This window comes from Psychrobacter sp. Rd 27.2, from assembly GCF_001921755.1.
In the GTDB taxonomy this organism is placed as follows: Bacteria; Pseudomonadota; Gammaproteobacteria; order Pseudomonadales; family Moraxellaceae; genus Psychrobacter; species Psychrobacter celer.
Genome location: NZ_MRYB01000004.1, coordinates 139,949 through 166,022 on the forward strand (window position 1 = coordinate 139,949; position 26,074 = coordinate 166,022).

A 26,074-nucleotide genomic window follows, 5' to 3' on the forward strand; every position below is an offset into this window, starting at 1 on the left:
TTGTGAATGATATATTTCGTACAAAGCAAAGATATCTTTATGTGATGAGGGCATGCCTAGGACGCGTAACGTCAGCACGTCGGTTTACGCGCTTTTTTTCTTGACCAAATAGCGATATAGCGTGGCGCTCGTCGGGGCGTCATCATCGTCTGCCACCGTAATCTCATCGGCATCGACGTTTACATGGATATTCTCAGCCAGCGTTTCTTGTTGTACAAGAGTGTGGCCAAGATGGCGACAAAAATTAGGAATATCACGCGTCGTCGCAGGGTCCGTGGCCAGTATTTCTATCACTTCGCCTGCATCAGCGTTGCGTATGGTGCGATGCAGCATCATGACCGGCTCAGGGCAGATTAATCCTTGAGTGTCTAAATGATGGTGAACCGCCGTCTGTGTCATGGTATCTGGTATGGAAGTTGTCATAGTCTTGGTGTTGAGTCAATAAAATAAGGTGAAAGTGGTGTGTGATTGAAAACGAAAGCGGGTGTTATGGTTTTTTAGTGGTAACTTCAGGGCTGCCGGTTTGTTCTTGCGCCGCCAAAAAGTTAAAAAAGCGCGTAAAGCTGACTTTAAACAAAAACGCCACGCCCACCCAGCAAGACAGTCCTAGCCAAGCCGTATCAGCAAATAACAAACCGCCGAGTAGCACGATGCTTGAGACGCCGATGGTCATGATTACCATTGATGCTTGGTTTAGGCGATAACGATAAATAATAAAGGCATCATAAAGGCTGGCAGGAATGGTCAGCGCCACCAAGGCATAAGGCAGGTTATAAAATAACTGATAAAGCAACTGATTGTCGTGAAAGGCCTTGATACTAGCGATGGTACCAAAGACCACAAAAGCAAAAATGGCCGCATAAATCAGATAAATCGCCAGCTGGTTGGCTCGCTGTGCGCCCTTGATACGAGCGATAGCAAGCGGCGCAAAACCATGTCGCGACTTATTGGATACAGGTTGGTTTAAAGCGGTGGTCATAATCATCAGTCGTATATATTGGTTTATAGGATGGGCGTGGCAATATCTAAGCGTTAAATACTAGCCGTCCGCTTGTGCGCGACTACCTGCGCGTCACTGCTTGAGGACAGGCCCTAGTCAGGCTTGATCGCATCGATAGCCAAGCTGCTATTTGGATCGGCAAAATACGTCGACATCAAAATACACGCAGAGATATCATCAATCGGGTCGCGCTCGTTTTGGATCCAGCCATTCTCCCACGCGATTTCGCGCGCTGCTACCGACGTCAGACGCTCATCACACAGCGTCACAGTCACTGGTAGGCGCTGCTCCATGACTCTATGCGCCAGCCGCCGCGCAAATTTGTGCGCCCGTTTAGAGAGCATGGAGCTGCTACCGTCCATATTGAGTGGTAAGCCGACCACCACCTTTGCCACGCCCCATACTTTTATGATACCCAGTAAGTTGTCCCAGTCAGGTTGACCATTGTTCATCGCCAAGATATCAAAGGCGCGCGCCGTTTCAGTAATGGTATTGCCTAAAGCCATGCCCATTTTTTTGACACCATAATCTAGCGCTAAGATCAGATGCGGTTTGACACTCGGTTCGGTAGCGCTCGGCTCGGCTGTATTATTATCGATATCGGTGGCGACATGGGGTGCTTGCGCGCCCTCATCGTCTCTCATCTCTGCGTTATCATTCATAAAAGAACGGTCTACCATAATCAAAAAAATTTCCTGTGTTGCAGCTTAGTAGCGAGCTTTGGTGTCTGGGTTTGGCTGAGTCACTGCAATCAAGCATGGCCGATATCGCTGCTTAAGTAGTCGAAATTTACGCCAATTTTGTCAGCAGCGATCTGCCAGCGCTCCGCAAACGGGGTATCAAACAACAAGTTGAGATCCGCTGGACACACCAGCCAGTCACCACTTGCAAGCTCACGCTCTAACTGGTCTTTGCCCCAGCTGGCATGCCCCAAGCACAGATGATAGTGACCAACGCCTTGGCCTGCGGCGATACGCTTGAGGATATCTTGGCTGGTGGTGATACAGACATTCTCTGAAATAGCAAACGACGATGCCCACTCCGGCTGGCCAGTATGCAGCACAAAACCGACCTCAGGATACATCGGCCCGCCTTCTAAGGCCACGTCTTCCATCACTTGCGGGTCGGTCACTTCGATGCTCAGATTCTCTAATAGCTTGCCCACGCGCGACTGCTCTAAGGGACGATTGACCATCAGACCAAGCGCGCCATGTGCATCGTGACGACAGATATAAATCAGCGCCTGCTCAAACCGTGGGTCTGGCAGCTCTGGTGCCGCGATTAAGAAATGATGGGTCAAATTGGCTTTAGACATAGAAGCAACTGCAACCTAATAATAAAATCAATAATAAAAAGATAAAGACATTACTACATTAAAAACACAACCACACCGGCAAGAGAAGGTTATATGGCGATGATGACCAAAAAAATCAACCAAAGCAAATATTTAGCAGCAGTTTGATTTTAGTGGTCTCGCTCTCAATGGTTTTTTAGCCCTGCGCTCGCTGTTTTAAAATAGGCTAACGATATCCCCCTATGCAGAGCAGAGAGGGCACTGTGCAGGATAGCAAACGCCTTATTTGACATCCGTTAGTAAGCTACGAGCGTGATCACGAGTGACCTCCGTGATGGTCACGCCGCCCGACATGCGTGCCAGCTCATCGACTTGCGCGCTATCTGTCAAGATGACCAGCTCACTTTCGGTTTGCTCGTCATGATGTTTTTGTACCAAGATATGTTGGTGCGCTTGCGCGGCGACCTGTGCTTGGTGCGTGATGGCCAGTAGCTGCTGAGTCTGCCCCAGTTTACGCAGGAGCTCACCGACCACCTGCGCGGTGCCGCCACTGATACCGACATCGACCTCGTCAAAGACCAACATAGGCTTGGCGGCATCATTGTCCGCATTGGTGGCTTGTAGCACTTGCATCACCAGTGCCATTCGCGACAGCTCCCCACCTGAAGCGATTTTATGCAGCGGCTGCATAGGCATACCGACATTGGCGCTAAACAACAAATCGATATCATGACAACCTTGCGCATTATATTGGCTTGGGTCGAGTTTTTTGGTAAAGACAAACTCACAGCGCGCATTGGGTAGCGCTAGTGGCTGCAGCTGCTGGACCAGTTGTTTGCTGATATGTGGCGCGGCTTTTTCGCGTGCTTTTTGGAGTTTGGTGGCCAGCAGCAGATATTGCTGCCACGCTTGCTCGATTTGCGCGGCCATGGCATCACTACTTGGTTCGTTTTCTAATTGTTCTAACTGCGCTTGCCAGTGGTTGGCTTCCTCAATCAAATCAACGGCGGGTAAGCCGTGCTTGCGCGAGAGGCGATGACCGAGGCTGATGAGAGTGTCTAAGGTTTGCAAGCGCTCAGGGTCGGGCAGTTGTTGTTCGGCATAGTCTGATAGTAATCCTGTGACTTCGGTGATTTGCTGCTGAGCTAGATGTAGCTGCTCTGAGGCTTGCTCAAACGTCTGACTGACTCCCAGTTGATTATCACACAGCTTGATCGCTTGTCCAAGCAGGGTCATGACGTCTGGCTCATCGGTATCGTTGTCGAGCAGATGCAGACCATGACTGGCTTCCATCATCAAAGCTTCAATATTAGACAGCTCTTCGTGCTCAGCTTCGATGTCGGTATAATCAACAGCAAGGAGCGGCTCGATGTCTGCCAGCTGGCTTTGTAACAGCTGGATACGGTCATGGCGCAGCGCTTCGCGGCTGGCAATCTCATCAGCGCGGCGTTTTAGCTGCTGATAGTGTTGATAGCTGCTCGCGGTTTGCGCAGCCAGTGTGGTGGTTTGTGCCATGGCATCCAACCACTGCACCACAAACTGCGGCTTTAGCAGTGCTTGCTGGGCGTGCTGGCTATGAATATTGACCAACAGTGTACCGAGGCTCTTTAGCTCAGCTAAGCTGACGGGCGTACCATTTAACCAAGCCTTTGAGCGCCCTGTTTGGCTAAGCTGGCGACGAATCAACACATCTGGCTCATCTAAGGCGCGATCATGCTCGGCAAACCACTCTGCGACAAGTGCATTGTTTGCCACATCAAACTGAGCATAGATATCGGCATGTGCCGCCCCATGTCTGATCATGGCGCTGTCGGCTCGCTCACCTGCACACAACGACAGCGCATCGAGCAGCAGCGACTTACCGGCACCTGTCTCACCGGTGATGACGTTAAAGCCTTCCGCCATACTCAGCTCATGCTGAGCGATCAATGCAAACTGATGTAAAGTGAGTGATACTAGCATCAACGCCTCTCATGACAGACAATGAGTTTCACCGATTATTTAGATGAAGTCATCGCTAAAATAGAATAAATACAACGATAAAATGGCTCGTTTATGGTACTCAATAGACTATAGTGATTGGCAAATATTATGGTGGCAAACGCCGCTAAATACAAATCATAAAGCCGCGCAATAACATAAATCTCTGCAGCCCGCTTTGGATAAAGTCAGCGGCCCACCGGTGGCACCTCTTGCGCCTGCCGCAACATTTTCCTTGCCCCTGTAACAAACTTTATAGATATAATGTGGTAGCATAATCTCACATAATGACAAACGCTTGCTAGCTTGTTTTATGCTTGTCGTCTGATAATGATAAGTCATCTTATCGTAATATCTCATCGATACCATAGTCGGCATACGCGGGTAGGCATCTTAAGTTGTCAACCAGATGTCAACCAGATATTAAGGCTGATGTCAGTATGTGTGCGAGTCTGTGTCCGCGATTGGGCAAAGACTGTCACTCGATCGAATACAGCACATTTATATAGTAGGCTAGGCCGCTTGCAATGCTGATTCATAAAGTCATTTCATCTGTACTTATTTTTTAGTTTTACCATAATTATTTGATAAGGAAGCCACTATGACAGCGGCGCAATTTACCAATGTAACAGTCAATGCTCATGCGACGGTCTCTTATGATGGTCGTTGCTCAAGCCATACCATTATGTTTGAGGATGGACGTCATAAGACGCTAGGCATCATCTTACCTTGTGATAATTTGGTGGAGCATTATCATTTTAGTACCAATACTTCTGAGCGTATCGAGATCACCAGCGGGGAGTGCGAGGTCAAAATAAATGGTGAGGAAGCGTTTAGCTACTACCGTGCAGGCCAGTCATTTGTGGTCGAAGGCAACAGCGGCTTTAACCTCAGAACCGAAGAGATCGTACAGTATATCTGTCATTTAGAAGGCTAAAGACGCATACACTAAGCCATTGGCGCAAGTCCGCGCCTACCTGCATTTTGCTAGATAATCTACATATAGTCTTCTTAGCAAAATCAACCAAATTAGGTACTCATCAAGCGTCACCCCAAATAAAAACCTCAATCGATCGCGGATAAACCATATCAGTCGGTATGGTTTATTTGTTTTTGATGAGGCTGCACTGTTTTTTTTATTGTTGTTTTTTATCGTTACTTCTTATCGCTTTAGCGATATCCATTTGATACTTAAGTAGGCCTATTATGGCAAAACCCATTTATTTTTATGGCATTCATGCAATTGATGCCTTACTCAAATATCGTCCGCTCGATGGTCTTAGCTTGTTTGTCCAACAAGGCCGTGACAGCGACCCTCACGTGCAAGCAATCATGGCCGAAGCCGAGGCCAATGGCATCAGTATTCAGCCCACACAAAAAGACAAGCTGACCCAGATGTGTGGCAGCCCGCAGCACCAAGGCGTGGTGCTTAATGCCCGCCCTCTAGGTTTTGCTGACGAAGCGCTGCTAGACACCATCGCGGGGCGCGAGCAGTGTTTGTTGCTGATACTCGATCAAATCACTGATGCGCATAACTTCGGTGCGTGTTTGCGTACGGCTGTTGCGATGGGCGTGGATGCGGTGGTTTGTCCAAAACATCACGCCGCCAGCCTCACCCCAACAGTGGCAAAAGTCTCTGTAGGCGCCGCTGAGCTGATGCCGATTGTCAGTGTGACCAATTTGGCGCGTACGCTTGACCACATCAAAAACGCTGGTGTATTTGTGTTTGGTACGGCGCTTAGTGATGCGGCCAAGCCCATACATGCAGCGGACTTGACCGGCAAAACGGCCATTATCATGGGTTCAGAAGGAGAGGGCATGCGCCGGTTGACCACAGAGCGCTGTGATGAGCTGGTCTATATCCCGATGTCGGGCAATGAGCATGGCAACTTACAAAGCCTAAACGTCAGCGTGGCTACCGGTATGGCGCTGTATGAGGTCAATCGGCAGCGTACTTTAGCTGCTGGGCAAGCGTAAGATAGTTTTGGTGTAGCGGCTCCAGCTGTGCATACAGAGCCGCTAGGTCGCGATCGTTTAAGATGACATCATCAGCGTGACGGTTGCGCGCTTCGCGGCTTAATTGATTGACCATGATGGCTTTGATCTTTTGGACACTTTGCTCATCACGCTGGCTGGCGCGCTCAAGTTGGGTGTCTTCGCTGGCATCAATCACCAGTACTCGTTGGCACAAGTTTGCCAGCCCCGCTTCTGCCGCCTCTATGAGTAGCGGCGCGGACAGCACCACATAAGGCGAAGTGCTAGCGGCTAGCTGTGCTTTTGCCGCTTCTCTTATCGCTGGGTGAGTAATGGCTTCAAGCTCGATGAGCGCTTCGGGATGGGTAAAAACGTGCGTACGCACCGCCGCTCTGTCCATCGAGCCGTCGCCATTTAACACCCAATCGCCAAATTTTCTTTGAATTTTGCGCAATGTCGCGCTGCCTTTTGCCACCACTTCATGGGCGATCACATCAGCATCGATAATATCGATGCCTTGCTGCGCAAACCAGTCACTAGCAGCAGACTTGCCACTACCGATACCGCCTGTCAATCCGACCACCAGTGTCTTGCTTTGCTTTTGGTGGGTTTGCGGCTTGTGAGAATAAGGTGAAGCGTTAGCGTTTGACATAATAATGACTTATCTGACCGATATGATAAAGATGAAAACGTGCGCAGTTGTTTTGCCCCATCTGTGCTGATGATTTGAGGCTGGCACAAAGATGAGAGAGGTAAGCGCCATTGCCACTTACCCTGCTACTTTTACAGTATGTTTTTTAGAACGTATGGTAAAACTCACGCCTGTTTTAGTAAGTATACATGCCTAAGTACCAACTGACGATATCTGTGCCATATAATAAGGCGACAATACCGGCAATAGCAATGTAAGGGCCGAAGGCAAAGGGTCTGCTCTCGCCTTGTTTTTTCATTAAGATCAGCCCGACGATAGAGCCGAGCAGGGAGGACAGTAAGATGATAAGCGGTAGCATCATAGGCCCCAGCCAAGCGCCCAATACGGCCAACAACTTAAAGTCGCCCTGACCCATGCCGTGTTTTTTGGTGATCAAATAAAACAGCTTTACCACCACCCATAATGACAAAAACCCCAACAGCAACCCCCAAATAGACTGGCTGGGTGAGACAAACCAGCCTTGGCTGTTGACTGCTAGACCTAGCCCCGCCAAAGGGAAGGTTAAGCGATCAGGGAGGAGCTGAGTATCAAAATCGATACCGGTTAAGGCGATTAGCGTCCATACTAAGACCAATGCCGATAAGCCTGTTGCACTCACCCCAAATTGATAAATGATCAGCACAGAGAGTAGGGCGGTGATCAGCTCCACCAGCGGATAGCGGATACCGATGGCGGCGTTACAAGCAGCGCAGCGCCCGCGCAGCATCAGCCAACTGATCAAAGGGATGTTTTGATACCAGGTGATTTTATGAGCGCAGTGCGGGCAGCGCGACGCCGGCCGACTCAAGGTAATTGCGCTGTCGCCTGCGACGATACGGGTCAGTGGCTGCGTATGTTCGCGCGGCATGTCTGCCTGCTCAGCCAGAAACTGACTACATTCTTGTCGCCAGCTTGCAAACATCATCAGCGGGAGCCGATGGATGACCACATTTAAAAAACTACCGACACAAAGCCCTAATAACCCAAATACGACCAAAGCCACGGTCGTATTGTCTTGTAATAACTGTATAAATTGCATGAAATCGCAGTCCTTGAGTGAGGTATTAGCCGACCACTGAGCCCATTTGGAAGATCGGTAGATACATCGCAATCACGAGGCCACCGACCAATACCCCAAGCACCGCCATAATCATAGGCTCCATCAAACTGGTCAGGCCATCAACCGCGTTATCGACTTCGCTTTCATAATAGACAGCCACCTTGTCTAGCATCTCCTCTAAGCTACCAGACTCCTCACCGATACCGACCATCTGTATGGCCATACTGGGAAATAAATTGGTAGAACGTATCGAAAACTGTAACTGCTGACCGGTAGAGACGTCGTTTTTGATCTGCTGAGTGGCATTATAAAACACCACGTTGTTGGTCGCGCCTGCTGTGGAGTCCAGCGCATCGATGAGCGGTACCCCAGCGGCAAAAGTCGTTGAGAGGGTGCGGGCAAAGCGGGCGATAATCGCTTGATAAGCAATATTACCAAACACAGGTACCTTCAAAACAGCGCGGTCCAAAAAGTCACGGAATTTTTTGGAGCGTTTTTTCGCTTCTGAAAACCCGATAATGGCGCCGCCGATGAGCACAATCAAAACAAACCACCATGACTGCATCCACTCAGACATGCCCACCACCATTTGGGTAAAGGCGGGCAGCTCAGCGCCAAAAGACTCAAAAAGATCAGAGAACACAGGTACCACTTTGATGAGCAAAATCATGGTCACGATGACGGCGACGATAATAACGGCAATCGGGTATTTGACCGCTTTTTTGATTTTGGCTTTGAGCATCTCGCTTTTTTCTTTATAAGTAGCCACCCGCTCGAGCATGGTCTCAAGCGAGCCTGATTGCTCACCAGAATCAACCAACGAGCAAAACAGGTCATCAAAGTAGCGCGGATGCTTGCGTAGGGCAGAGGCAAAGGTACCACCAGATTCGATATCAGATTTTATTTGCAATACCAAATCTTTCATACTGGGATTGTCTAATGAGTCAGCGACAATCTCAAAAGACTGCGTCAAAGGCACGCCAGCTTTCATCATGGTGGCCAATTGACGAGAAAAAATCGCGATATCGATGGGTTTAATGGCTTTTTTAAACGTATAAAGCGGCTTGGGTTTTTTCTTGATGCCCTTAACCGTAATACCCTGTTTGCGCAAGGTGGCTTTGGCCAGCTCTAAGCTGCGACTGGTGGTCTCGCCTTTTACTTTTTGTCCGCGCCGGTTTACGCCATCGTAGACAAAGTCTGACAGCATGTCGGTCTTCGCTTTTGCCATGTTTTTACCCTCAAAAATTGTCTTATTAGATATTGCAAATATATAAACGATGGTTCGCCAATAACCTTGACTTTAGCCACTTTTATAACAGTGGTTTTATGGCACTGCTCTTGTAAATACAACTGGGCATAGCGTAGTAGCGATAGCATAACCTTTTGCATTCCCTACTTTCCCTACTTTATTTTAGCCTAAAAAACCAGTGCTCATCTGTTTTATTTTGAAACATATCTGGTAGATATTATTGCTAGTTTATAAAAGAAAAGCCATACCTACTTATGACTGGCAAATGATGACCAAAATTACTGCTGGTGTCTTTGATAAAAACATCATTTAGCAATGACGCGGTATGCTCCTCTCTAACGCGATGAGAGTTGGTGCTATTCAGAGGTTACTCGCATCATCTCTTGAATACTGGTCACCCCTTGTAATACCTTTAAAATGCCAGAGCGGCGCAGGTCGCGAAAGCCGTTTTTGAGCGCAGCATCTTTGATATCCATGGCATTGCCATCCTCCATGATGATGCGAGAGATGTCTGGGCTGACCTTCATGACTTCATAAACACCCACTCGGCCTTTATAGCCTTCACGGCATTCATTACAGCCGACAGGCTCATAAATGACGTTGTCTGGATCATCTAGATCGGCATCAGTAAAGCCAAGCTCAAGCAAGCTTTGCCGCGGTACGTTGATGGCTTTTTTGCAGTTTTTACACAAGCGCCGTGCCAAACGCTGAGCAATGACCAAGTTGACAGAGGTGGCAATGTTAAAAGAAGCCACCCCCATATTGCGTAGACGCGTCAACGTCTCAGGGGCAGAGTTCGTGTGCAGGGTTGAGAGTACCATGTGGCCTGTTTGCGCCGCTTTTATTGCAATCTCCGCAGTCTCTAAATCTCGAATCTCACCGACCATGACGATATCGGGATCCTGACGCAAAAACGACTTCAAAGCATTGGCAAAGGTTAGGCCAACTTTTGGGTTGACGTTGACCTGATTGATGCCTTCAAGGTTGATCTCCACTGGATCCTCGGCAGTGGAGATATTGGTTGCTCCCGTGTTGAGGATGTTGATACCAGTATATAGCGATACGGTTTTACCAGACCCTGTCGGACCTGTGATCAACAGCATGCCCTGCGGCTTATGAAGAGCCTCTAAAAACATCTCTTGCTGATCTGGCTCATAACCTAAGGCATCAATCCCGAGCATGGCCGATGAGGGGTCCAAAATACGTAGTACGATTTTTTCGCCAAACAGCGTCGGCAAGGAGTTTACCCGAAAGTCGATGGCTTTGTTTTTTGACAGTTTTAGTTTGATACGGCCATCTTGCGGGATACGGCGCTCAGAGATGTCCATTTGTGACATGACCTTTAGGCGTGCTGCGATCTTACCGGCAAGCTGGACAGGCGGGCTGGCCATTTTTTGCATGACCCCATCGACACGAAAGCGTACGCGGTAGGTCTTTTCATAGGGTTCAAAATGCAGATCTGAAGCTCCCATACGAATGGCATCCACCAGCATCTTATTGACAAACTTAACGACAGGGGCCTCATCGACGCTATCACTGAGCTTGGTCTCGCCCTCGTCAGCCGCGTCATCCCCTTCTTCAAAACCGACGTTTAAATCGCTATCAGAAAAGCTATCAAAGCTTTGCATACTGTCTGCATAAAGCGCTTCGATGCGTTTTTTGAGCTTATCTTCTTCGACCACCACCGTTTCGATAGACAGCCGCGAGTTAAATGCAATGGCATCAATGGCATCGATACGTGTTGGATCACTTAAAGCGACAAACAAACGCTGACCGCGCTTAAACAAAGGCAAGGCATTAAACTTACGGACGATTTTTTCATCGACCAAGTCTTTAGGGATGACATCGAGGCTCAGAGCGTCTAAATCAAACAAAGGATCGCCAAAAGCTTGTGAGAGCATTTGTGCCAAGTGATAGGCGTCGGCCAGCTTGTTGTCTACCAAGTATGACACCAGTCCTATTTGCTGCTGCTGCGACTCGGTTTGTGCGGTTTTCATATTTGCTTCGCTAACGATACCTTCGCTAATCAGCTGCTGCGCTAAACCACCATATTTGCTGGTTGTGATAGACATGACGACCTCTCCTCAATAACAAACGTTTGTATCGTTATCTGCTGTTGCACGAATAAATAGGTAGTAAACGAATGCTACTATGCAGTTTTTTTGGGTATTAGGGTAATAATATAGAACATTACTTTAGTTTAAAGAACTTATGGCAACTATTAAACTGTTTATTGACGACACCAAAAAGATAATAAGGGGTCAATAAATAGCGCCAGATGGCTTAGTGCGGTCAGCCGCTGCAGCCATATCCAGCCATGACAGCCGATGTAGCACCATACTATAGCAGTTGTGAATTATTTGTTATACTGGCGCGCACATTAGCCGAATTGGCATAAATACTTAAGACAGGGTAACTACAGATGCAAGCTTGGGTAATTGGTAATTGGAAACAAAATCCTGCAACGAGCGATGATGTCCAGACATTATTAAGCGATTTATTGGCGACTGCTGATAAAGATGACGGTGCCAATAGCGCTGGCTGCCAGTTAATGGTGGCTCCTAGCTGTATCCACTTGGCCGGTGTCAGCGACCATCTACAAGACAGCTCAGTATTGTGTGCTGCGCAAGATATCAGCGCGCATAGTGGCACTACAGGTGCCTATACAGGGGATTGCTCAGCGCAGCAGGTGTCAGACGCTGGCGCAACTTGGACATTACTTGGCCACTCTGAGCGCCGTCAGTATCATCAAGAGACGCATGCTTGTTTACTCAGTAAAATGACCCATGCGTTTGACCAAGGCCTAGGCGTGGTATTTTGTATTGGGGAGACACAAGCACAGTATGACGCTGGACAAACACTTGCGGTTATCGATGAGCAGCTCACCGTCATAAAAGACATACTAACGCAGCAGCCTGCGCTTGCTGACACCTTGTTCGATCGCCTTATCATCGCTTATGAGCCAGTATGGGCCATCGGCACAGGTAAAGTGCCTACCGTGGCCGAAGTCAGCGCGACGCATCAGCATATCAAGCAGACGGTCGCAGGCTACGGGGAAGCATTGGACAATATCACAGTATTATATGGAGGTAGCGTCAATGCTGACAATGCCGATAGTTTTGCGGCAGATGCTATGATTGATGGCGCACTGGTCGGCGGCGCTTCATTAAAAGCTGCCAGCTTTTTGGCAATTGCGCAAGCTTTTGGCAATGGGCAAGCTTTTGGCAATGGGCAAGCCTAAGGCGTCTGACACTACGCCGAACATCGCAACTGGATCACTGTTATGTATAGTGATGCTGGTACTGACGGGCACTATAAACATACGGTTATGGTAAGGTCATCATTTGTATACAAAATGTCTTTATCAGTTGATAAAAGTGGGTTTAACAGTGCCCTTGTAATCGTGTACAATGCGCCTTATTTATATAATCTCATATATAAGCGGTCGGGCAGTGACTTTTGCGCGAAGTCGCCTCTGTGCTTTCATAGTAAGTAAAGTAGAGTTAGTAGGTAACGTAAAAGGTTAGCAATAGAAAGTTAACATTGTTATTTGCTAATGGTCCGGATTTTGAAGTCGCCTTGTTAGATTGTCGCTTTGTTAGACTCAAGTCAGCTTATATATTGATTCTTAGATTTATTTTCCGTTATCAGTCGTCATTACGCGGCAAAAGAGGCCAGCATGTTTACGTTTATATTAGCCCTGCATATTATTGTGGCGATTGCCATGATTGGCTTGATTTTGATACAGCATGGTAAAGGGGCAGACGCTGGGGCTTCTTTTGGTGCAGGCTCGTCTGGTACCGTCTTTGGGGCGGCAGGCTCCGCAAACTTTTTGACGCGAGCGACTGCTGTTTTGACAGTGATATTTTTTATCACCAGTATGACACTCGCGGTACATGCGCGTAAGCAAGCAGAAGATCAGTTTCGCTTAGATGCACCTGTGTCAGCGCCGCAAACGCCGCGCCCTTTGACTCAAAACCCTCAATAACGGCTGGCTCACTATCGGCCTATAGGGGAAGCCTTGTAGGCAATAGAGTAGTAAATGGCTGGTTTTTATGGATTGGGGTTTGAATGACGGTCTTTTTTTCAGCAGTACTTGCTATTTTTAGACGTTAGATTTACAATGCCTTTTCTGTTTTTCGCAGTCCAGCTTTAGAGTGGCTTATATAGACACTCAATAAGCTAAATGGCAAGTAAAGGCAGTAAAAAACGCGATTGTGGTGGAATTGGTAGACACGCCATCTTGAGGGGGTGGTAGCGCAAGCTGTGGGGGTTCAAGTCCCCCCAATCGCACCAAGTTTTATGACGCAGCATGACGTCAGGGCAGATTTTTTGATGATAAATGGCTTGTTTAAATTTTATTTAAAATAAGCATTGACAATCATACAAACCTTCCCTATAATATGCGTTCTAGATTGATGCGGGGTGGAGCAGTCTGGTAGCTCGTCGGGCTCATAACCCGAAGGTCGTTGGTTCAAATCCAGCCCCCGCTACCACTTTTTATACTGATGTTTTGTACACTAAATTTGTCAGTAACGATTAACCCACCATAATGTTTGTGGGTTTTTTTGTATCTGAAGGTCAGTGTTATCGCGGTATCTATCCTACTTATGCTAAGCTCTATGTCTATAGAGCACGATACGGGTCGTCACTTGCCGCCATTGGCACGATTGTTTCGTAAGCACACTATCTTTTATTCCCCACTCCTTTATCGATAGTACTGCTTTATGAATAATAAAAGCAATGTTTGGCTGAGCTTGATGTTTTTTTTGCTCAGCCTTATATAAACGCGCATACATACAACGATCTGTCTTGGTTTACAATATATGAGTATGACTCATCACGGTGAGTGATTATCATCGGTAAACGATCAGCATAACTTTAATAGAGTTTGTGAGTATGATAGATAAGTGAACAGGAAAATATAAATAAATTATGAAACTTTCGACCAAAGTTGCAGAACTGACCAATATCATCGCGCCTGCAGTTGCTGCTTGTGATGTGGCGCTATGGGGCATAGAGTTTGCGCCGCAAGGCCGTCGCTCATTGCTGCGTATTTATATCGAAGCACTGCCAGAAGAGCAGGCTCAGGGCAAACACGTCACTATCGAAGACTGTGCGGCGGTGAACCATCAAGTCAGCGGTATTCTTGAAGTGCATGATCCCATCGCAGGTGAGTACGTCTTAGAGGTGTCATCGCCTGGTTTTGATCGCGCGTTTTTCTCAGATGAGCAAATGCATGCGTATGTTGGTCAAACCATCAGCCTACGTTTGATCCAAGCGATCGGGACAGGTGAGCAAAAACGCCGTAAAGTGACAGGTACGCTAGACAGTATCGATGCCACTTCATTGAAGTTGACGGCCGCTGATGGCGAGCAGTTTGATATTGCGTTAAGTAATATTGATAAAGCCAATCTGGTATACGAAGATGCTTAGGTGGCCTACCTGAGCGACTGCACAAATGACCTAGATGGTTTATGGTGAAAAACAACGTTAATACATTAATGATAAAATTTAAGTCAATTAAAAAATGATAGGACAGGTATAGCATGAGTCGTGAAATCTTAACGGTAGTAGAAACTGTCAGTAATGAAAAGGGCTTAAATCCTGAAGATATCTTTGAAGCTATAGAAGATGCTTTGGTGGTATCAACCAAGAAAAAAGTATATACCGAGCAGCCAGAAGTGGCGGTGCGCGTATCAATCGACCGTGCAACTGGCGACTATGATACTTATCGTTATTGGACAGTGGTTGCCGATGAAGATCACGAAATGCCTGCGTGTCAGTTGGCCATCAGTGACTTAGATCAAGACGAGTGGTCCATCGGTGACATCAAAGAAGAGCAGATCGAGTCGATTGAGTTTGGCCGTATCGCTGCCACACAAGCCAAACAAGTCATTATTCAAAAGATCCGTGAAGCGGAGCGTGCACTGGTTGCAGACGCTTTTGAGCCACGTATCGGTGAGATGATGTATGGCGAAGTAAAAAAACAAACTCGTGATGGCTATATCATCGACTTAGGTGATAATGCCGAAGGCTATTTATCACGGGATCAGATGTTGCCTCGTGAGCAGTTACGTCCAAAATCACGTATCAACGCTATTTTATATCATGTTAACCGTGAAAACCGCGGTGCACAGTTATTGTTATCACGCACGCACCCTGAGATGCTTTCAGCCTTGATGCAAAAAGAAGTGCCTGAAATTGCAGAGCAAATCATCGAAATCCGTAACGTCGCTCGCTTGCCTGGGACTCGTGCTAAAATAGCAGTCAAGACCAACGACCATCGTATTGATCCAGTTGGCGCTTGTATTGGTATGCGTGGTACGCGTATCCAAGCGGTGCAGCAAGAGCTCGATGGTGAGCGTATCGATGTGGTGGTGTGGTCAGATGACCCAGCCCAATTTATCATCAGTGCGCTAGAGCCAGCCGATGTTAGCAGTATCATCCTCGATGAAGATACCCAAACCGCTGACATTATCTTTAGCACCAACGACCAGCTCGCGCGTGCGATTGGCTCACAAGGTCAAAACGTCCGTCTGGCCTCAGAGCTGACTGGTTATAAGCTCAACATGATGCTAGAAGAAGAGTATCAGCAGCGTCAAGAAAACGAATCCAAAGCCTTTATTGAGCTGTTTTATGAGCGTTTGGAGGTCGATCATGATCTGGCACAAGCGCTGGTGGATATTGGCTTTACCAGTATCGAAGAAGTCGCCTACGTACCTGTAGAGACTTTTTATGATATCGAAGGTTTGGATGACGAAGCGATTGACATCATTCAAGAGCGTGCAAAAGAAGTGGTCATCGCAGATGAGCTGGTCAAACAACAAAACATGAAAGAGCCAAGTCAAGAGCTGCAAGATCTTGAAGGTATGACGGTCAGCTGGGCCTATAAAATGGCACAAAAAGACATCATTACCGTAGATGACTTGGCAGAACAAGCCGTCTTCGATTTAGAAGATATCGAAGGATTAGATTCTGAAACTGCAGGAAAACTCATCATGAAAGCTCGGGAATCTTGGTTCGATGAATAAGCGGTAACTGCATATCGCTGTCTTTTGGTGATATGCTATTGATAATAAAGCGCTGATAACAGGCACTCATACCGTCACAGGCATTATTGCCGTATCAATACGGACAGATGAGCGCATGAAATCAGCCTTACCCCAATCATTTGTAGCCAACAACTGAATTGAACATATAGCAAATAATAGACAGTAGGTGATAATAAATGGCAGATAAGACCGTCAAAGAACTGGCAGATATGGTAGGCAAAACCGCAAGTGCTGTAAGACAGCAACTGGTGGATGCTGGGCTGCCTGCTCGCGCAGAGGATGACCCAGTCACCGAGCTTGAGCAAGAGAAGTTGGTGACGTATTTAAAGCAAAGTCATGGTCAGCAAGAAAAGCGCCGTATTAGTCTGAAGTCTAAGACGACTAGCACCGCGCGTGTGACCGGCTCTTCAGGTAAGTCTAAGAGCGTCAATGTGGAAGTGCGTAAAAAGAAAGTCTTTGAAAAACCCAATCCAGAAAAGATGGCTGAAGAGTTGGCTGCTCGTGAGCAAGCCTTAATCGAAGCCCAAGCTCGTGCTGCTAAAGAAGCAGAAGAACGTGCTGCTGCTAAGAAAAAAGCAGAAGAGCGTCAAGCGGCAACGCTGGCCGCTATGCGTGCAAGCCTAGGTTCAAGCAAAAAGTCTGACGATAAAAACGACGATATTTCAGCCTCTGTGGTGGTAAAAAAAGGTGGCAAAGCAGCCGCTGAAGTGAAGCCAAAAGAGCAACCGAAGAAAAAAGCCGCTACGACCAAACCAAAGGTAGAAACCGCTGCTGAGCGTAAAGCTCGTGAAGCACGCGAAGCCGAGGAAGCGCGTCTGCGTGAAATTGAGGCAGAAACACGCCGTAAGCAAGCAGAAGAAGCGCAAAAGCGTACGCTTGAGCAAATGCGTAAAATGGCAGGCAAATATACCGATCGTGAGCCTGTGGCAGAAGTGCGTAAAGATGAGCCGTTGGCCGAAGGTCTGGTCGGTGATGCTCTAGAAGAGTCGTTTGAAAAAGAGCGCCGTGAGATCAAGCGTGGTGCTAGTAGCACGGGCGCTCGTGGCCGCCGCCGTAAAAACCAAGATGAGCGTGAATTCAAAAACCGCAAAAACGGTCTACGTTCAACGCAAGCCTCACAGCACAAGTTTGAAAAACCTGTCGAAAAAATCATCTATGACGTCGAAATCAGTGAGCATATCACTGTTGCAGATCTTGCGCAGCGTATGGCAGTCAAGGCTCGTGAAGTCATTAAATTACTGATGAAAATGGGTGAAATCGCTCGCGAATCAGACACCATCGACCAAGCGACAGCAAGTCTGCTCGTTGAAGAGATGGGCCACAACCCTGTCCCTGTCAGTGATACCAAGGTCGAAGACGATCTACAAGATGCTGTCGATGAGCGCAGCAGTAACGTGCAAACCCGTCCACCAGTTGTGACTATCATGGGTCACGTTGACCATGGTAAGACCTCATTGCTCGATAAGATTCGCGAGACCAAAGTAGCGACTGGCGAAGCAGGCGGTATCACTCAGCATATCGGTGCTTATCATGTTAAGACTGACCGCGGTGTGATTACTTTCCTTGACACCCCAGGTCACGCAGCATTTAGTGCCATGCGTTCGCGCGGCGCGCAAGCGACAGATATCGTCGTCTTGGTCGTGGCCGCTGACGACGGTATGATGCCACAAACAGCAGAAGCCATCGACCATGCGCGCGCTGCTGGTACGCCGATTATCGTTGCTATCAACAAAATGGATAAGCCAAGTGCTGACCCAGATCGCGTCCTCAATGAGCTGACGACCAAAGAAGTGGTGTCAGAAGATTGGGGCGGTGATACCCCAATGGCACGTATCTCTGCTAAGACAGGCGACGGTATCGACGAGTTATTAGAGCTTATCGGATTGCAAGCTGAGCTGATGGAGCTAGAAGCACCGCTTGATGGTTCAGCGCAAGGTGTGGTCATCGAGTCAAGACTAGAAAAAGGTCGTGGTCCTGTGGTGAGCGTGTTGGTCAAAAAAGGCACACTCAAGCAAGGCGACTTGGTATTGGCAGGTGAATACTACGGTAAAGTGCGCGCGATGACAGATGAGCGCGGTCAGCGTATCAAGTCAGCGGGTCCTTCTATTCCTGTCGAGATTTTAGGTTTACCTGAAACGCCAGCCGCTGGTAGCGAGTTCTTAGTCGTCACCGATGAGAAAAAAGCACGTGAAGTTGCGGACTTTAGAACCAATCGTGAGCGCGAGCGTCAACTCGAGCGTCAGAACAAAATGCGTTTAGAGAACATGTTTGATCAGATGGAACAAGGCGATGTATCGACCTTGAACATCGTGCTAAAAACGGATGTTCGTGGCTCATTAGAAGCCTTGCTGGCCGCCTTAAACGAATTATCAACGGACGAAGTCAAAGTCAGAGTGATCAGCTCAGGTGTGGGCCCTATCTCTGAATCTGATGTCACGCTTGCTGAATCTAGCGAAGCGGTATTGCTAGGCTTTAACGTCCGCGCCGATGCGACAGCACGCCGCAAAGCTGATGTCGCCAATATCGATATCCGCTACTATAGCGTCATCTATGGCCTAATCGATGATGTCAAAGCGGCAATGAGCGGTATGCTAGCGCCTGAACATCGCGAAAAAATCCTTGGTATCGCTGAGGTTCGCGAAGTCTTCCGCTCTAGTAAGTTTGGTGCCGCCGCTGGTTGTATGGTGGTCGAAGGTACAATCTACCGTAACAAGCCTATTCGCGTCTTGCGTGATGACAAGGTTATCTTTACAGGTCAGCTGCAGTCATTACGTCGCTATAAAGAAGACGTCAATGAAGTACGTACTGGTATGGAGTGTGGCCTTGCGGTTCGTGGTTATGATGTCGAAGCGGGTGATAAGATCGAAGTCTTTGAAATCCAAGAGTTTGCTCGTACTATCTAAAAACAAAGCTAGATACAAACACCCATCAGACCATAGGCTCTATCAGCCAAGTCTGAAAGGTGTAGTGGATAGACCGTAGTACAGAGGCCTAACAGGTACATCCTGCTAGGCCTTTTTTACCATAGATAAGTCCTCATGACCAAGTCACTTAATCAATAAAAATAAGCCATATTAACTAAGCCATACTCATATTAAGGTAATAACATGAATCAACGTTTACAACGCTTAGCCGATCAAATCCAGCGTGAGCTTGCCGTCCTTATTCGCGACGAAGTCAATGATCCGCGTTTGACCGGTTTTGTCACCATCTCTAGTGTCAAAGTCAGTCCTGATTTGGGTTACGCTGACATTTATGTCACTATCATGGAGCCAGGGCTCGATGATGCGATGACCAAGACCAATCATGAAGAGAGCATCAGTGTGCTCAATAAAGCAGCAGGATTTTTGCGCACCGAGCTTAGCCACAGCCTAAAAACGCGTACGACCCCGCGTTTGCGTTTTCACTATGATGAAGTGACAGCGCATGGTAATTATATGATGGATTTGATCAATCAGGCCGTCAGCAAAACCGAAAAAAACGAGCATGACGAGTAAGCCTATATTATGTCTATCCCAGCGAAGCAAAATGACAAGATAAAAGTCTCAGGGGTTATTTTGGTGGACAAGCCCTATGGTCTGACCTCGCAGCAAGTGGTGTCCAAGGTTAAGTATTTGTTTAAATCCCCAACCCATGACAGCAAAAAAGCAGGCCATACGGGAACGCTCGACCCCATGGCCACCGGTCTGTTGCCGATTTGTCTGGGAGAGGCCACCAAGTTTAGCCACTATCAGCTAGATGCCGACAAATCTTATCAAGCCACCATTTTGCTTGGCGGCCAGACAGATACAGGAGATGCTCAAGGTCAAGTAGTTGCAACGGCTTCTGTGCCGACATTTGATGCTGCCGCTTTAGAGGAGCTTGCCCAGCAGTTTTTAGGCGCGCAGCAGCAGATACCACCGATGTACTCTGCCCTAAAAAAAGACGGTAAAAAGCTCTATGAATATGCCCGCGCTGGCATCGACGTCGTGCGTGAGCCGCGAGATATTATTATCCGCTCTATTCGCCTAACAGCGCTCGATCATGAGCAGATTCAGCTAACCGTCACTTGTAGCAAAGGCACTTATGTGCGCGTGCTGGGTGAAGACATCGCTAAAGCGCTCGGCACACTCGGCCATCTCACCGCCCTGCGCCGCTTACAAGTGGGTAGCTTTAAGGTTGATAATGCCATCACTTTATCTGCTCTAGAAGATCTGCCATTGGCCGAGCGTTTCACGCAGCTGATGCCGATAGATGCCTGTATCGAGATACCTGCGCAAATGACGCTGACGGCCGAGCAATGTCAGCGTGTCCATATGGGACAGCGTCTAAATGTGTCTGCACAACTGACAGATGAGCTACAGGCTTATATATCCCAAAACATTCGCCAGTCTGCCAGCAGCCAAGTAGTAGAAGCTACTGCGGCTCACGAAACGACTGTCAGCAACACAGCTCTCGCCTCTGACGTACCAGTAGATATTCGTCTGCTAGATGACCAAGGTCAGTTTTTGGGTTTGGGTGCTGTCAGTCTAAACGGTAGGCTACAACCGAAAAAGCTTATTCAACGTTAATGTTACCGTTTTGGTTGATCAGCAGCTTATTGCCCAGTTGGCTTACTAACAGTTTACACTAATCACATATCGTCACATTTTATTGCAGGTTTCGCCTATGGTGAGACCTGTTTTTTTTGTACATTGATTAAGTCAGCGAGGGAAACGTGACATCATAATAATAAAAATACTCATAATAAAGATAATAATTAAGAGTTTTATTAAGATAAGAAAAAACAGGACGTTTGAATGGATTATAAAAATAATAATAAAGTATAAGAAAAATTAGAAACGCATTATAGTTTTACTATATAGGATTGAGAGGGAACATAGTAATAATTATTAATAAAAAATATAAGTAAATAAAAATAATGGATTATGATTTTGCTATCTAAAAATAAAATAATAAATACGTGGCTATAAATCGATAAAAAGTAGTTTCTAACAGAGACAACGATAAGGATACGGATAACGATGAAGACCATTGCTTTTTTATTACATAATCACTTTGAACAAGCCGAGTATGAAGATGTCAATAACCAGCTAAAAGATAAGGGTTATCAGACAGTGTTGATTACTACCAACAAAGACAAGCAAGTCCAAGCGATGCAGCAAGACGTTAATAAAGCAGATACGTTTACTGCTGATATTTTTGCTAGCGAAGCAGACGCGAACGACTATGACGCGTTGGTCTTGCCAGGCGGTACCGTCAATGCTGACACCATACGCGGCAAGCAAGACGCCCATCAGCTGATTCATGCTATTAATGATGCTGGTAAGCCTTTAGCGGTGATTTGCCATGCGCCTTGGGTGCTTATTAATACCGGTATCGCAAAAGGTAAGACGCTTACGGCTTATCATTCGCTAAAGACAGATTTGCAAAATGCTGGGGCAGACTTTGTAGACCAGACCGTACAAGTTGATGGTAATTTGATTACCTCGCGTAATCCAGACGATATTGACAATTTCGTTGCTGCTATTGACAAAGCATTATCGTAACTGTGTATGTGCAATATTTTGTCTATTACTTGTTCTGTTTAAAACGCTTCAACAGCTAACATTTACACTTATTTTACAATCAAGTTTTATTATCAAGAGGAAACTATCATGGCCAATTCAAATCCAAACGATACAAAGTTAGAACAACAACGCTCAGAATCAGCAAAGGCGGCACTAAAAAGCCAAACTGAAGATAATCATACAGAAGATTCTGAGGCGGCGGCTGATAGAATTGCTGATAATTTAGAAAATGTAAAAAAAGATCAGTAATCAATACAGCTTATTTATAGTTGAGTTTAGCTGTAACTAAACGGAAATAATAAAAATAGGAGGGATTATGAGTCAGTCCACAGATAATATGGATCAACAAGAACAAGAAATTGAAAAACTGGCTGAGGATATCAATCCACGTGAAGATGCGACGCCAGATAGCTTAGCAGAAGCCACCACGGTGCCTTTAGAGGACGATGAGCTGGGCGCGCATGCAACACAAACAGACGCAAAAAAATAGAAGCCTTTTATAGTCAGTTGAAAACAAAACTGTCATAAGTTCCAAAGCGCTACTGGGATGAATTTTTCGCAGCCTCTGTGCATACAGCACGCAAGTAAAATTTATACCAGTAGCGTTATAATATTTTTAAACTGAATCTACTATAGTTGGTCTAATAACTTATAGATCTACTGTCATCTTTTGACGCGTTTGAGTCGATTTGTATCCTTCGCTTTTTATCACAAACTAATATGAAAAACTGCTGCGGGTTCAGCAGTTTTTTGTTATAATTGCCGCCACATTTAAATTTGGTTTGAAGATAGCATTAGGCTTAAATTATTGCGCTCATAAGGAGCGAGATAGAGCCGTTACTTATCTGCCTTTTTTAGATGATGACCTTATGTGATTGAGCTTAGCGACACTAGGTCAACTCTAGTAATGCAGGGTTGTCCTGAATGCCGTATAAGCTGTTTTACTTTTTATTTTACTGCTTTATATACCGCTCAAATTCGAGCGTATTTAGAGCTTTTAGCATTGCCGGAGATATTTATGCTAACCAATACTGATCGCGAACAAATCATTGCCCAATACCAGCGCAGCGAAAACGACACGGGTTCTCCAGAAGTACAAGTAGCGTTGTTAAGTGCACGTATCAATGATTTGCAAAACCATTTTAAAGAGCACAAAGCTGACCATCATAGCCGCCGTGGCCTTATCCGTATGGTGAACACGCGTCGCAAATTGCTTGATTACCTAAAAGGTAAAGATCTTGGTCGCTATACCACTCTTATTAGCCAGTTAGGTCTACGTCGTTAATACAGCGACGATAGTACGAGCGCTCATTCAGATAAGTGACGCCCCTTTAGGCGCTAACTGTCAAGTTTCTAGCAGAGCGCGTCACACTTACTTGCTGATATCGATACAATAGATTTTTCTAAAAACGGTGTGGAATAGTTTCACGCCGTTTTTTTATGCTTATTTATAAGAAGTTAAGAAGTAATACTGTCTGCATCGGTGATGCGTGTGGCACGTGTGCTGTGTGTTATTCTTACTGTCTGTTATAGTGATAATGGTCGATCATCAGCGGTGGACGTACCGTTTTGTAATTGATTGGTCAATAGCCACAAATCACTGTAAAATAATGCATTGTTAACTTGATGGCTTAGCGGTTGTTAGATAGAGGACTTGCCAGTGGGTAGGGTGTTTATGCAGGGAGTGCCAATAAGGCAGTCATCATAAATATATTGCACAAGGTAGCATAAGATGCAGGCAGCTAAGCGCGCTGCATTGGTTTTAGATAATAGATCGATCAAACGATAGTAAGACCACATCTGCACAGCCACATATACATACCAGCAAAATATCTGTGGCAGGCATGGATACAAAGATCGTAATGAGATATGCCGCCGCGGCGATGACATAGCAAACGATGTCAGTCAGCGAACGGCTATATTCAAAGAATTTTAATGACAGATATCAGCTTTATACGATGCTGATATTAGTTTTTGTCAGTCAACATTAGGAAGATTATATGACAATGTTTAATACTATTAAGCGCGAATTTCAGTATGGCGACCAGCAGGTTGTCATCGAAACAGGACGTGTGGCTCGTCAAGCCAACTCTATTTTGGTTCATATGGGCGGGGTGACTGTCCTTGTAGCAGCGGTAGTAAAATCAGAAGCCAAAGAAGGTCAAAACTTCTTTCCGCTCACCGTAAACTATCAAGAAAAAATGTATGCCGCGGGTAAAATCCCAGGCGCTTATGGCAAACGTGAAGGCCGCGCTAGCGAGTTTGAAACCCTTACCTCGCGTCTTATCGACCGTCCGATTCGCCCGTTGTTTCCTGAAGGTTATGTAAACGAAATCCAAATTACCGCCACCGTGGTGTCATCAGACAAGACTCAGTCTGCTGATATTGCAGCGCTTATCGGTGCGTCAGCGGCGCTTGCTATCTCTGATGCGCCATTTAATGGCCCTGTCGCGGCAGCGCGTGTTGGTTTTATCAATGGTGAATATGTACTCAACCCAACGCTTGAGCAGCTAGAGAGTAGTGATCTGGATTTGGTGGTTGCCGGTACCAAGTCAGCAGTATTGATGGTAGAGTCTGAGGCCGCAGAGCTGTCAGAAGATCAGATGTTGGGCGCTGTGTTATACGGTCATCAGCAGCAGCAAATCGTCATCGACAATATCGCCTCTTTGGCAGAAGAAGTCGGCACTGCCAAGCAAGAGTTTGCGGCACCTGAGCGAGATCAGACGCTTGAGAGTAGCATGAAATCGCAGTTTGGTGAGCAAGTGGCTGATGCCTATACCATCACCAACAAACAAGATCGCTATAGCAAACTTGATGACATCAAGAATGCTGCCATCGAAGCGCTGGCAGGGGATAGCGAATCAGAAGACTACGACAGCAAAGTCTCTGAGATAAAAGACATCTACGAAGATCTGAAATACCGCACCGTTCGTGACAATATCTTATCAGGCAAGCCGCGTATTGATGGCCGTGACCTTGAGACCGTGCGTGCGTTAGACGTGCAAGTTGGCGTATTGCCTTATACCCACGGTTCTGCGCTATTTACGCGTGGTGAGACGCAGGCGCTAGTAACCACGACGTTGGGTAACAGCCGTGATGTCAATATGATTGATTCACTAAGCGGTACGATTCGTGATCATTTCATGCTGCATTACAACTTCCCGCACTTTTCTGTCGGCGAGACAGGCCGTGAAGGTATCCCTAAGCGCCGTGAGATCGGTCATGGTCGCCTAGCGCGCCGCGGTGTTCAAGCCATGCTACCAGACAGCGAGCGCTTCCCGTACGTCATTCGTGTGGTATCAGAGATTACCGAGTCAAATGGTTCGTCTTCTATGGCGTCTGTGTGCGGTGCCAGCTTGGCATTGATGGATGCTGGCGTGCCTCTAAAAGCCCCTGTGGCAGGTATTGCCATGGGTCTGGTAAAAGAAGGCGATCGCTTTGCTGTTCTATCAGATATCTTAGGTGATGAAGATCATTTGGGCGACATGGACTTTAAAGTGGCGGGCTCAAAAGACGGTATCACTGCACTGCAGATGGATATCAAAATCGAAGGCATCACCCCTGACATCATGGAGCAAGCGCTAAAGCAAGCGCATGCTGGTCGTATTCATATCCTTGAGGCGATGAATAAAGTCTTGCCGCAAAGCCGTACTGAAATCAACGCGCATGCACCAAACTACGCGGTCATCGAGATCAACCCAGACAAGATCCGTGATGTCATCGGTAAAGGCGGCGCGATGATTCGTCAGTTGACTGAAGAGACTGGCGCAGTCATCGATATCGATGACGGTGGTACGATTCGTATCTTTGGTGAAAATAAAGCAGCGACCAAAGCGGCAATTGGCAAAATCGAAGCGTTGACGGCTGAAGTGGAAGTAGGCAAAACGTATGCCGGTACGGTTGCCCGTATCGTAGACTTTGGTGCCTTTGTCAATGTACTGCCAAACACCGATGGCCTTGTGCATATCTCACAAATCGCAGAAGAGCGCGTCGAGAGCGTATCAGACTATCTGAGCGAAGGTCAGGCAGTCAATGTCTTGGTTCAAGACGTCGACAACCGTGGTCGCATCAAGCTAACCATGAAGGGTGTTGAGCAAAACTAAGCTGTCGTTATAAACGTGTGATGCGTTTTATAAACACCCAAAACCGCTTTAAGTTGTTCTTTATGAATGCTTAAGGCGGTTTTTTTTGGCCGTTATAAAGCCGATAGCTCATACAACAC

23 protein-coding genes and 2 tRNA genes are annotated in these 26,074 nt (G+C 46.9%); 16 read left to right on the forward strand and 9 right to left on the reverse strand.

Features of this window, described 5'->3' with window-relative positions; all coding sequences use genetic code 11:
• Positions 1 to 84: 84 nt before the first annotated feature.
• From tusA to recN, 5 genes are all read right to left on the reverse strand, one after another.
• Complete coding sequence (gene tusA / locus BTV99_RS05400) at positions 85 to 423, reverse strand: sulfurtransferase TusA (RefSeq protein ID WP_075101354.1); 339 nt, start codon at positions 421 to 423, stop codon at positions 85 to 87.
• A 64-nt stretch (positions 424 to 487) separates the two neighbouring features.
• The gene (locus BTV99_RS05405; protein ID WP_075101355.1) at positions 488 to 979 is read right to left on the reverse strand and encodes a hypothetical protein; all 492 of its coding nucleotides are present in this window, start codon (positions 977 to 979) and stop codon (positions 488 to 490) included.
• A gap of 113 nt (positions 980 to 1,092) precedes the next feature.
• Positions 1,093 to 1,680, reverse strand: coding sequence for a Holliday junction resolvase RuvX (ruvX, locus tag BTV99_RS05410; protein ID WP_256713730.1), 588 nt, complete (start codon positions 1,678 to 1,680; stop codon positions 1,093 to 1,095).
• A 71-nt stretch (positions 1,681 to 1,751) separates the two neighbouring features.
• Positions 1,752 to 2,315: a YqgE/AlgH family protein gene (locus BTV99_RS05415; protein WP_075101356.1), complete on the reverse strand. Its 564-nt coding sequence runs from the start codon at positions 2,313 to 2,315 to the stop codon at positions 1,752 to 1,754.
• A 261-nt stretch (positions 2,316 to 2,576) separates the two neighbouring features.
• On the reverse strand, positions 2,577 to 4,256 hold the full coding sequence (gene recN, locus BTV99_RS05420; RefSeq protein ID WP_075101357.1) for a DNA repair protein RecN: 1,680 nt from the start codon (positions 4,254 to 4,256) through the stop codon (positions 2,577 to 2,579).
• 619 nt (positions 4,257 to 4,875) lie between these two features.
• Between recN and BTV99_RS05425 the strand changes: the two genes are divergently transcribed.
• On the forward strand, positions 4,876 to 5,211 hold the full coding sequence (locus BTV99_RS05425) for a pyrimidine/purine nucleoside phosphorylase (protein WP_075101358.1): 336 nt from the start codon (positions 4,876 to 4,878) through the stop codon (positions 5,209 to 5,211).
• Positions 5,212 to 5,480: 269 nt separating this feature from the next.
• The gene (gene rlmB / locus BTV99_RS05430; RefSeq protein WP_075101359.1) at positions 5,481 to 6,251 is read left to right on the forward strand and encodes a 23S rRNA (guanosine(2251)-2'-O)-methyltransferase RlmB; all 771 of its coding nucleotides are present in this window, start codon (positions 5,481 to 5,483) and stop codon (positions 6,249 to 6,251) included.
• On the opposite strand, the gene coaE is transcribed toward rlmB, so the two are convergent.
• From coaE to pilB, 4 genes are all read right to left on the reverse strand, one after another.
• Positions 6,214 to 6,900: a dephospho-CoA kinase gene (gene coaE, locus BTV99_RS05435; protein WP_075101360.1), complete on the reverse strand. Its 687-nt coding sequence runs from the start codon at positions 6,898 to 6,900 to the stop codon at positions 6,214 to 6,216. The two genes, rlmB and coaE, sit on opposite strands and share 38 nt — an antisense overlap.
• 175 nt (positions 6,901 to 7,075) lie before the next feature.
• Positions 7,076 to 7,978 carry an A24 family peptidase gene (locus tag BTV99_RS05440; RefSeq protein WP_075101361.1) on the reverse strand — a complete coding sequence of 301 codons (903 nt, stop codon included), beginning with the start codon at positions 7,976 to 7,978 and terminating at the stop codon, positions 7,076 to 7,078.
• A gap of 25 nt (positions 7,979 to 8,003) precedes the next feature.
• Complete coding sequence (locus tag BTV99_RS05445) at positions 8,004 to 9,227, reverse strand: type II secretion system F family protein (protein ID WP_075101362.1); 1,224 nt, start codon at positions 9,225 to 9,227, stop codon at positions 8,004 to 8,006.
• A 377-nt stretch (positions 9,228 to 9,604) separates the two neighbouring features.
• Positions 9,605 to 11,320, reverse strand: a complete 1,716-nt coding sequence (gene pilB / locus BTV99_RS05450) for a type IV-A pilus assembly ATPase PilB (protein WP_075101363.1) — start codon at positions 11,318 to 11,320, stop codon at positions 9,605 to 9,607.
• Positions 11,321 to 11,670: 350 nt separating this feature from the next.
• Between pilB and tpiA the strand changes: the two genes are divergently transcribed.
• The 14 genes from tpiA (at position 11,671) to pnp (ending at position 25,955) form a co-directional block, all read left to right on the forward strand.
• Positions 11,671 to 12,489 carry a triose-phosphate isomerase gene (tpiA, locus tag BTV99_RS05455; RefSeq protein ID WP_075101364.1) on the forward strand — a complete coding sequence of 273 codons (819 nt, stop codon included), beginning with the start codon at positions 11,671 to 11,673 and terminating at the stop codon, positions 12,487 to 12,489.
• Positions 12,490 to 12,927: 438 nt separating this feature from the next.
• Positions 12,928 to 13,236, forward strand: a complete 309-nt coding sequence (gene secG / locus BTV99_RS05460; RefSeq protein ID WP_075101365.1) for a preprotein translocase subunit SecG — start codon at positions 12,928 to 12,930, stop codon at positions 13,234 to 13,236.
• Positions 13,237 to 13,459: 223 nt separating this feature from the next.
• Positions 13,460 to 13,544, forward strand: a tRNA-Leu gene (locus tag BTV99_RS05465).
• 123 nt (positions 13,545 to 13,667) lie between these two features.
• Positions 13,668 to 13,744 (forward strand) — tRNA-Met (locus BTV99_RS05470).
• Positions 13,745 to 14,183: 439 nt separating this feature from the next.
• A complete protein-coding gene (gene rimP, locus BTV99_RS05480; RefSeq protein WP_075101367.1) occupies positions 14,184 to 14,684 on the forward strand; it encodes a ribosome maturation factor RimP in 501 nt (166 codons plus the stop codon).
• A gap of 113 nt (positions 14,685 to 14,797) precedes the next feature.
• The gene (gene nusA / locus BTV99_RS05485) at positions 14,798 to 16,282 is read left to right on the forward strand and encodes a transcription termination factor NusA (protein ID WP_075101368.1); all 1,485 of its coding nucleotides are present in this window, start codon (positions 14,798 to 14,800) and stop codon (positions 16,280 to 16,282) included.
• Positions 16,283 to 16,479: 197 nt separating this feature from the next.
• Positions 16,480 to 19,206, forward strand: coding sequence for a translation initiation factor IF-2 (gene infB, locus BTV99_RS05490; RefSeq protein WP_075101369.1), 2,727 nt, complete (start codon positions 16,480 to 16,482; stop codon positions 19,204 to 19,206).
• 204 nt (positions 19,207 to 19,410) lie between these two features.
• The gene (locus tag BTV99_RS05495; protein ID WP_075101370.1) at positions 19,411 to 19,800 is read left to right on the forward strand and encodes a ribosome-binding factor A; all 390 of its coding nucleotides are present in this window, start codon (positions 19,411 to 19,413) and stop codon (positions 19,798 to 19,800) included.
• 9 nt (positions 19,801 to 19,809) lie between these two features.
• On the forward strand, positions 19,810 to 20,853 hold the full coding sequence (gene truB / locus BTV99_RS05500; protein ID WP_075101371.1) for a tRNA pseudouridine(55) synthase TruB: 1,044 nt from the start codon (positions 19,810 to 19,812) through the stop codon (positions 20,851 to 20,853).
• Between the two features lie 453 nt (positions 20,854 to 21,306).
• Positions 21,307 to 21,831: a type 1 glutamine amidotransferase domain-containing protein gene (locus BTV99_RS05505; protein ID WP_075101372.1), complete on the forward strand. Its 525-nt coding sequence runs from the start codon at positions 21,307 to 21,309 to the stop codon at positions 21,829 to 21,831.
• 108 nt (positions 21,832 to 21,939) lie between these two features.
• Positions 21,940 to 22,101, forward strand: coding sequence for a hypothetical protein (locus BTV99_RS13415; RefSeq protein ID WP_158676696.1), 162 nt, complete (start codon positions 21,940 to 21,942; stop codon positions 22,099 to 22,101).
• Between the two features lie 67 nt (positions 22,102 to 22,168).
• The gene (locus tag BTV99_RS13420; RefSeq protein ID WP_178377932.1) at positions 22,169 to 22,342 is read left to right on the forward strand and encodes a hypothetical protein; all 174 of its coding nucleotides are present in this window, start codon (positions 22,169 to 22,171) and stop codon (positions 22,340 to 22,342) included.
• A 528-nt stretch (positions 22,343 to 22,870) separates the two neighbouring features.
• Positions 22,871 to 23,137 carry a 30S ribosomal protein S15 gene (rpsO, locus tag BTV99_RS05510; RefSeq protein ID WP_075101373.1) on the forward strand — a complete coding sequence of 89 codons (267 nt, stop codon included), beginning with the start codon at positions 22,871 to 22,873 and terminating at the stop codon, positions 23,135 to 23,137.
• A gap of 715 nt (positions 23,138 to 23,852) precedes the next feature.
• On the forward strand, positions 23,853 to 25,955 hold the full coding sequence (gene pnp / locus BTV99_RS05515) for a polyribonucleotide nucleotidyltransferase (RefSeq protein WP_075101374.1): 2,103 nt from the start codon (positions 23,853 to 23,855) through the stop codon (positions 25,953 to 25,955).
• Positions 25,956 to 26,074: the final 119 nt, after the last annotated feature.

Bases quoted from the DNA above. Each gene is read 5' to 3' on its own strand.
- BTV99_RS05505 (WP_075101372.1), top strand. From the start codon at position 21,307: ATGAAGACCATTGCTTTTTTATTACATAATCACTTTGAACAAGCCGAG.
- BTV99_RS13415 (WP_158676696.1), top strand. From the start codon at position 21,940: ATGGCCAATTCAAATCCAAACGATACAAAGTTAGAACAACAACGCTCA.
- recN (WP_075101357.1), bottom strand. From the start codon at position 4,256: ATGCTAGTATCACTCACTTTACATCAGTTTGCATTGATCGCTCAGCAT.
- BTV99_RS05495 (WP_075101370.1), top strand. From the start codon at position 19,411: ATGAATCAACGTTTACAACGCTTAGCCGATCAAATCCAGCGTGAGCTT.
- BTV99_RS05415 (WP_075101356.1), bottom strand. From the start codon at position 2,315: ATGTCTAAAGCCAATTTGACCCATCATTTCTTAATCGCGGCACCAGAG.
- rlmB (WP_075101359.1), top strand. From the start codon at position 5,481: ATGGCAAAACCCATTTATTTTTATGGCATTCATGCAATTGATGCCTTA.
- rimP (WP_075101367.1), top strand. From the start codon at position 14,184: ATGAAACTTTCGACCAAAGTTGCAGAACTGACCAATATCATCGCGCCT.
- pnp (WP_075101374.1), top strand. From the start codon at position 23,853: ATGACAATGTTTAATACTATTAAGCGCGAATTTCAGTATGGCGACCAG.
- BTV99_RS05405 (WP_075101355.1), bottom strand. From the start codon at position 979: ATGACCACCGCTTTAAACCAACCTGTATCCAATAAGTCGCGACATGGT.
- secG (WP_075101365.1), top strand. From the start codon at position 12,928: ATGTTTACGTTTATATTAGCCCTGCATATTATTGTGGCGATTGCCATG.
- pilB (WP_075101363.1), bottom strand. From the start codon at position 11,320: ATGTCTATCACAACCAGCAAATATGGTGGTTTAGCGCAGCAGCTGATT.
- ruvX (WP_256713730.1), bottom strand. From the start codon at position 1,680: ATGGTAGACCGTTCTTTTATGAATGATAACGCAGAGATGAGAGACGAT.
- BTV99_RS13420 (WP_178377932.1), top strand. From the start codon at position 22,169: ATGAGTCAGTCCACAGATAATATGGATCAACAAGAACAAGAAATTGAA.
- BTV99_RS05445 (WP_075101362.1), bottom strand. From the start codon at position 9,227: ATGGCAAAAGCGAAGACCGACATGCTGTCAGACTTTGTCTACGATGGC.
- rpsO (WP_075101373.1), top strand. From the start codon at position 22,871: ATGCTAACCAATACTGATCGCGAACAAATCATTGCCCAATACCAGCGC.
- BTV99_RS05440 (WP_075101361.1), bottom strand. From the start codon at position 7,978: ATGCAATTTATACAGTTATTACAAGACAATACGACCGTGGCTTTGGTC.
- truB (WP_075101371.1), top strand. From the start codon at position 19,810: ATGTCTATCCCAGCGAAGCAAAATGACAAGATAAAAGTCTCAGGGGTT.
- BTV99_RS05425 (WP_075101358.1), top strand. From the start codon at position 4,876: ATGACAGCGGCGCAATTTACCAATGTAACAGTCAATGCTCATGCGACG.
- coaE (WP_075101360.1), bottom strand. From the start codon at position 6,900: ATGTCAAACGCTAACGCTTCACCTTATTCTCACAAGCCGCAAACCCAC.
- tpiA (WP_075101364.1), top strand. From the start codon at position 11,671: ATGCAAGCTTGGGTAATTGGTAATTGGAAACAAAATCCTGCAACGAGC.
- tusA (WP_075101354.1), bottom strand. From the start codon at position 423: ATGACAACTTCCATACCAGATACCATGACACAGACGGCGGTTCACCAT.
- infB (WP_075101369.1), top strand. From the start codon at position 16,480: ATGGCAGATAAGACCGTCAAAGAACTGGCAGATATGGTAGGCAAAACC.
- nusA (WP_075101368.1), top strand. From the start codon at position 14,798: ATGAGTCGTGAAATCTTAACGGTAGTAGAAACTGTCAGTAATGAAAAG.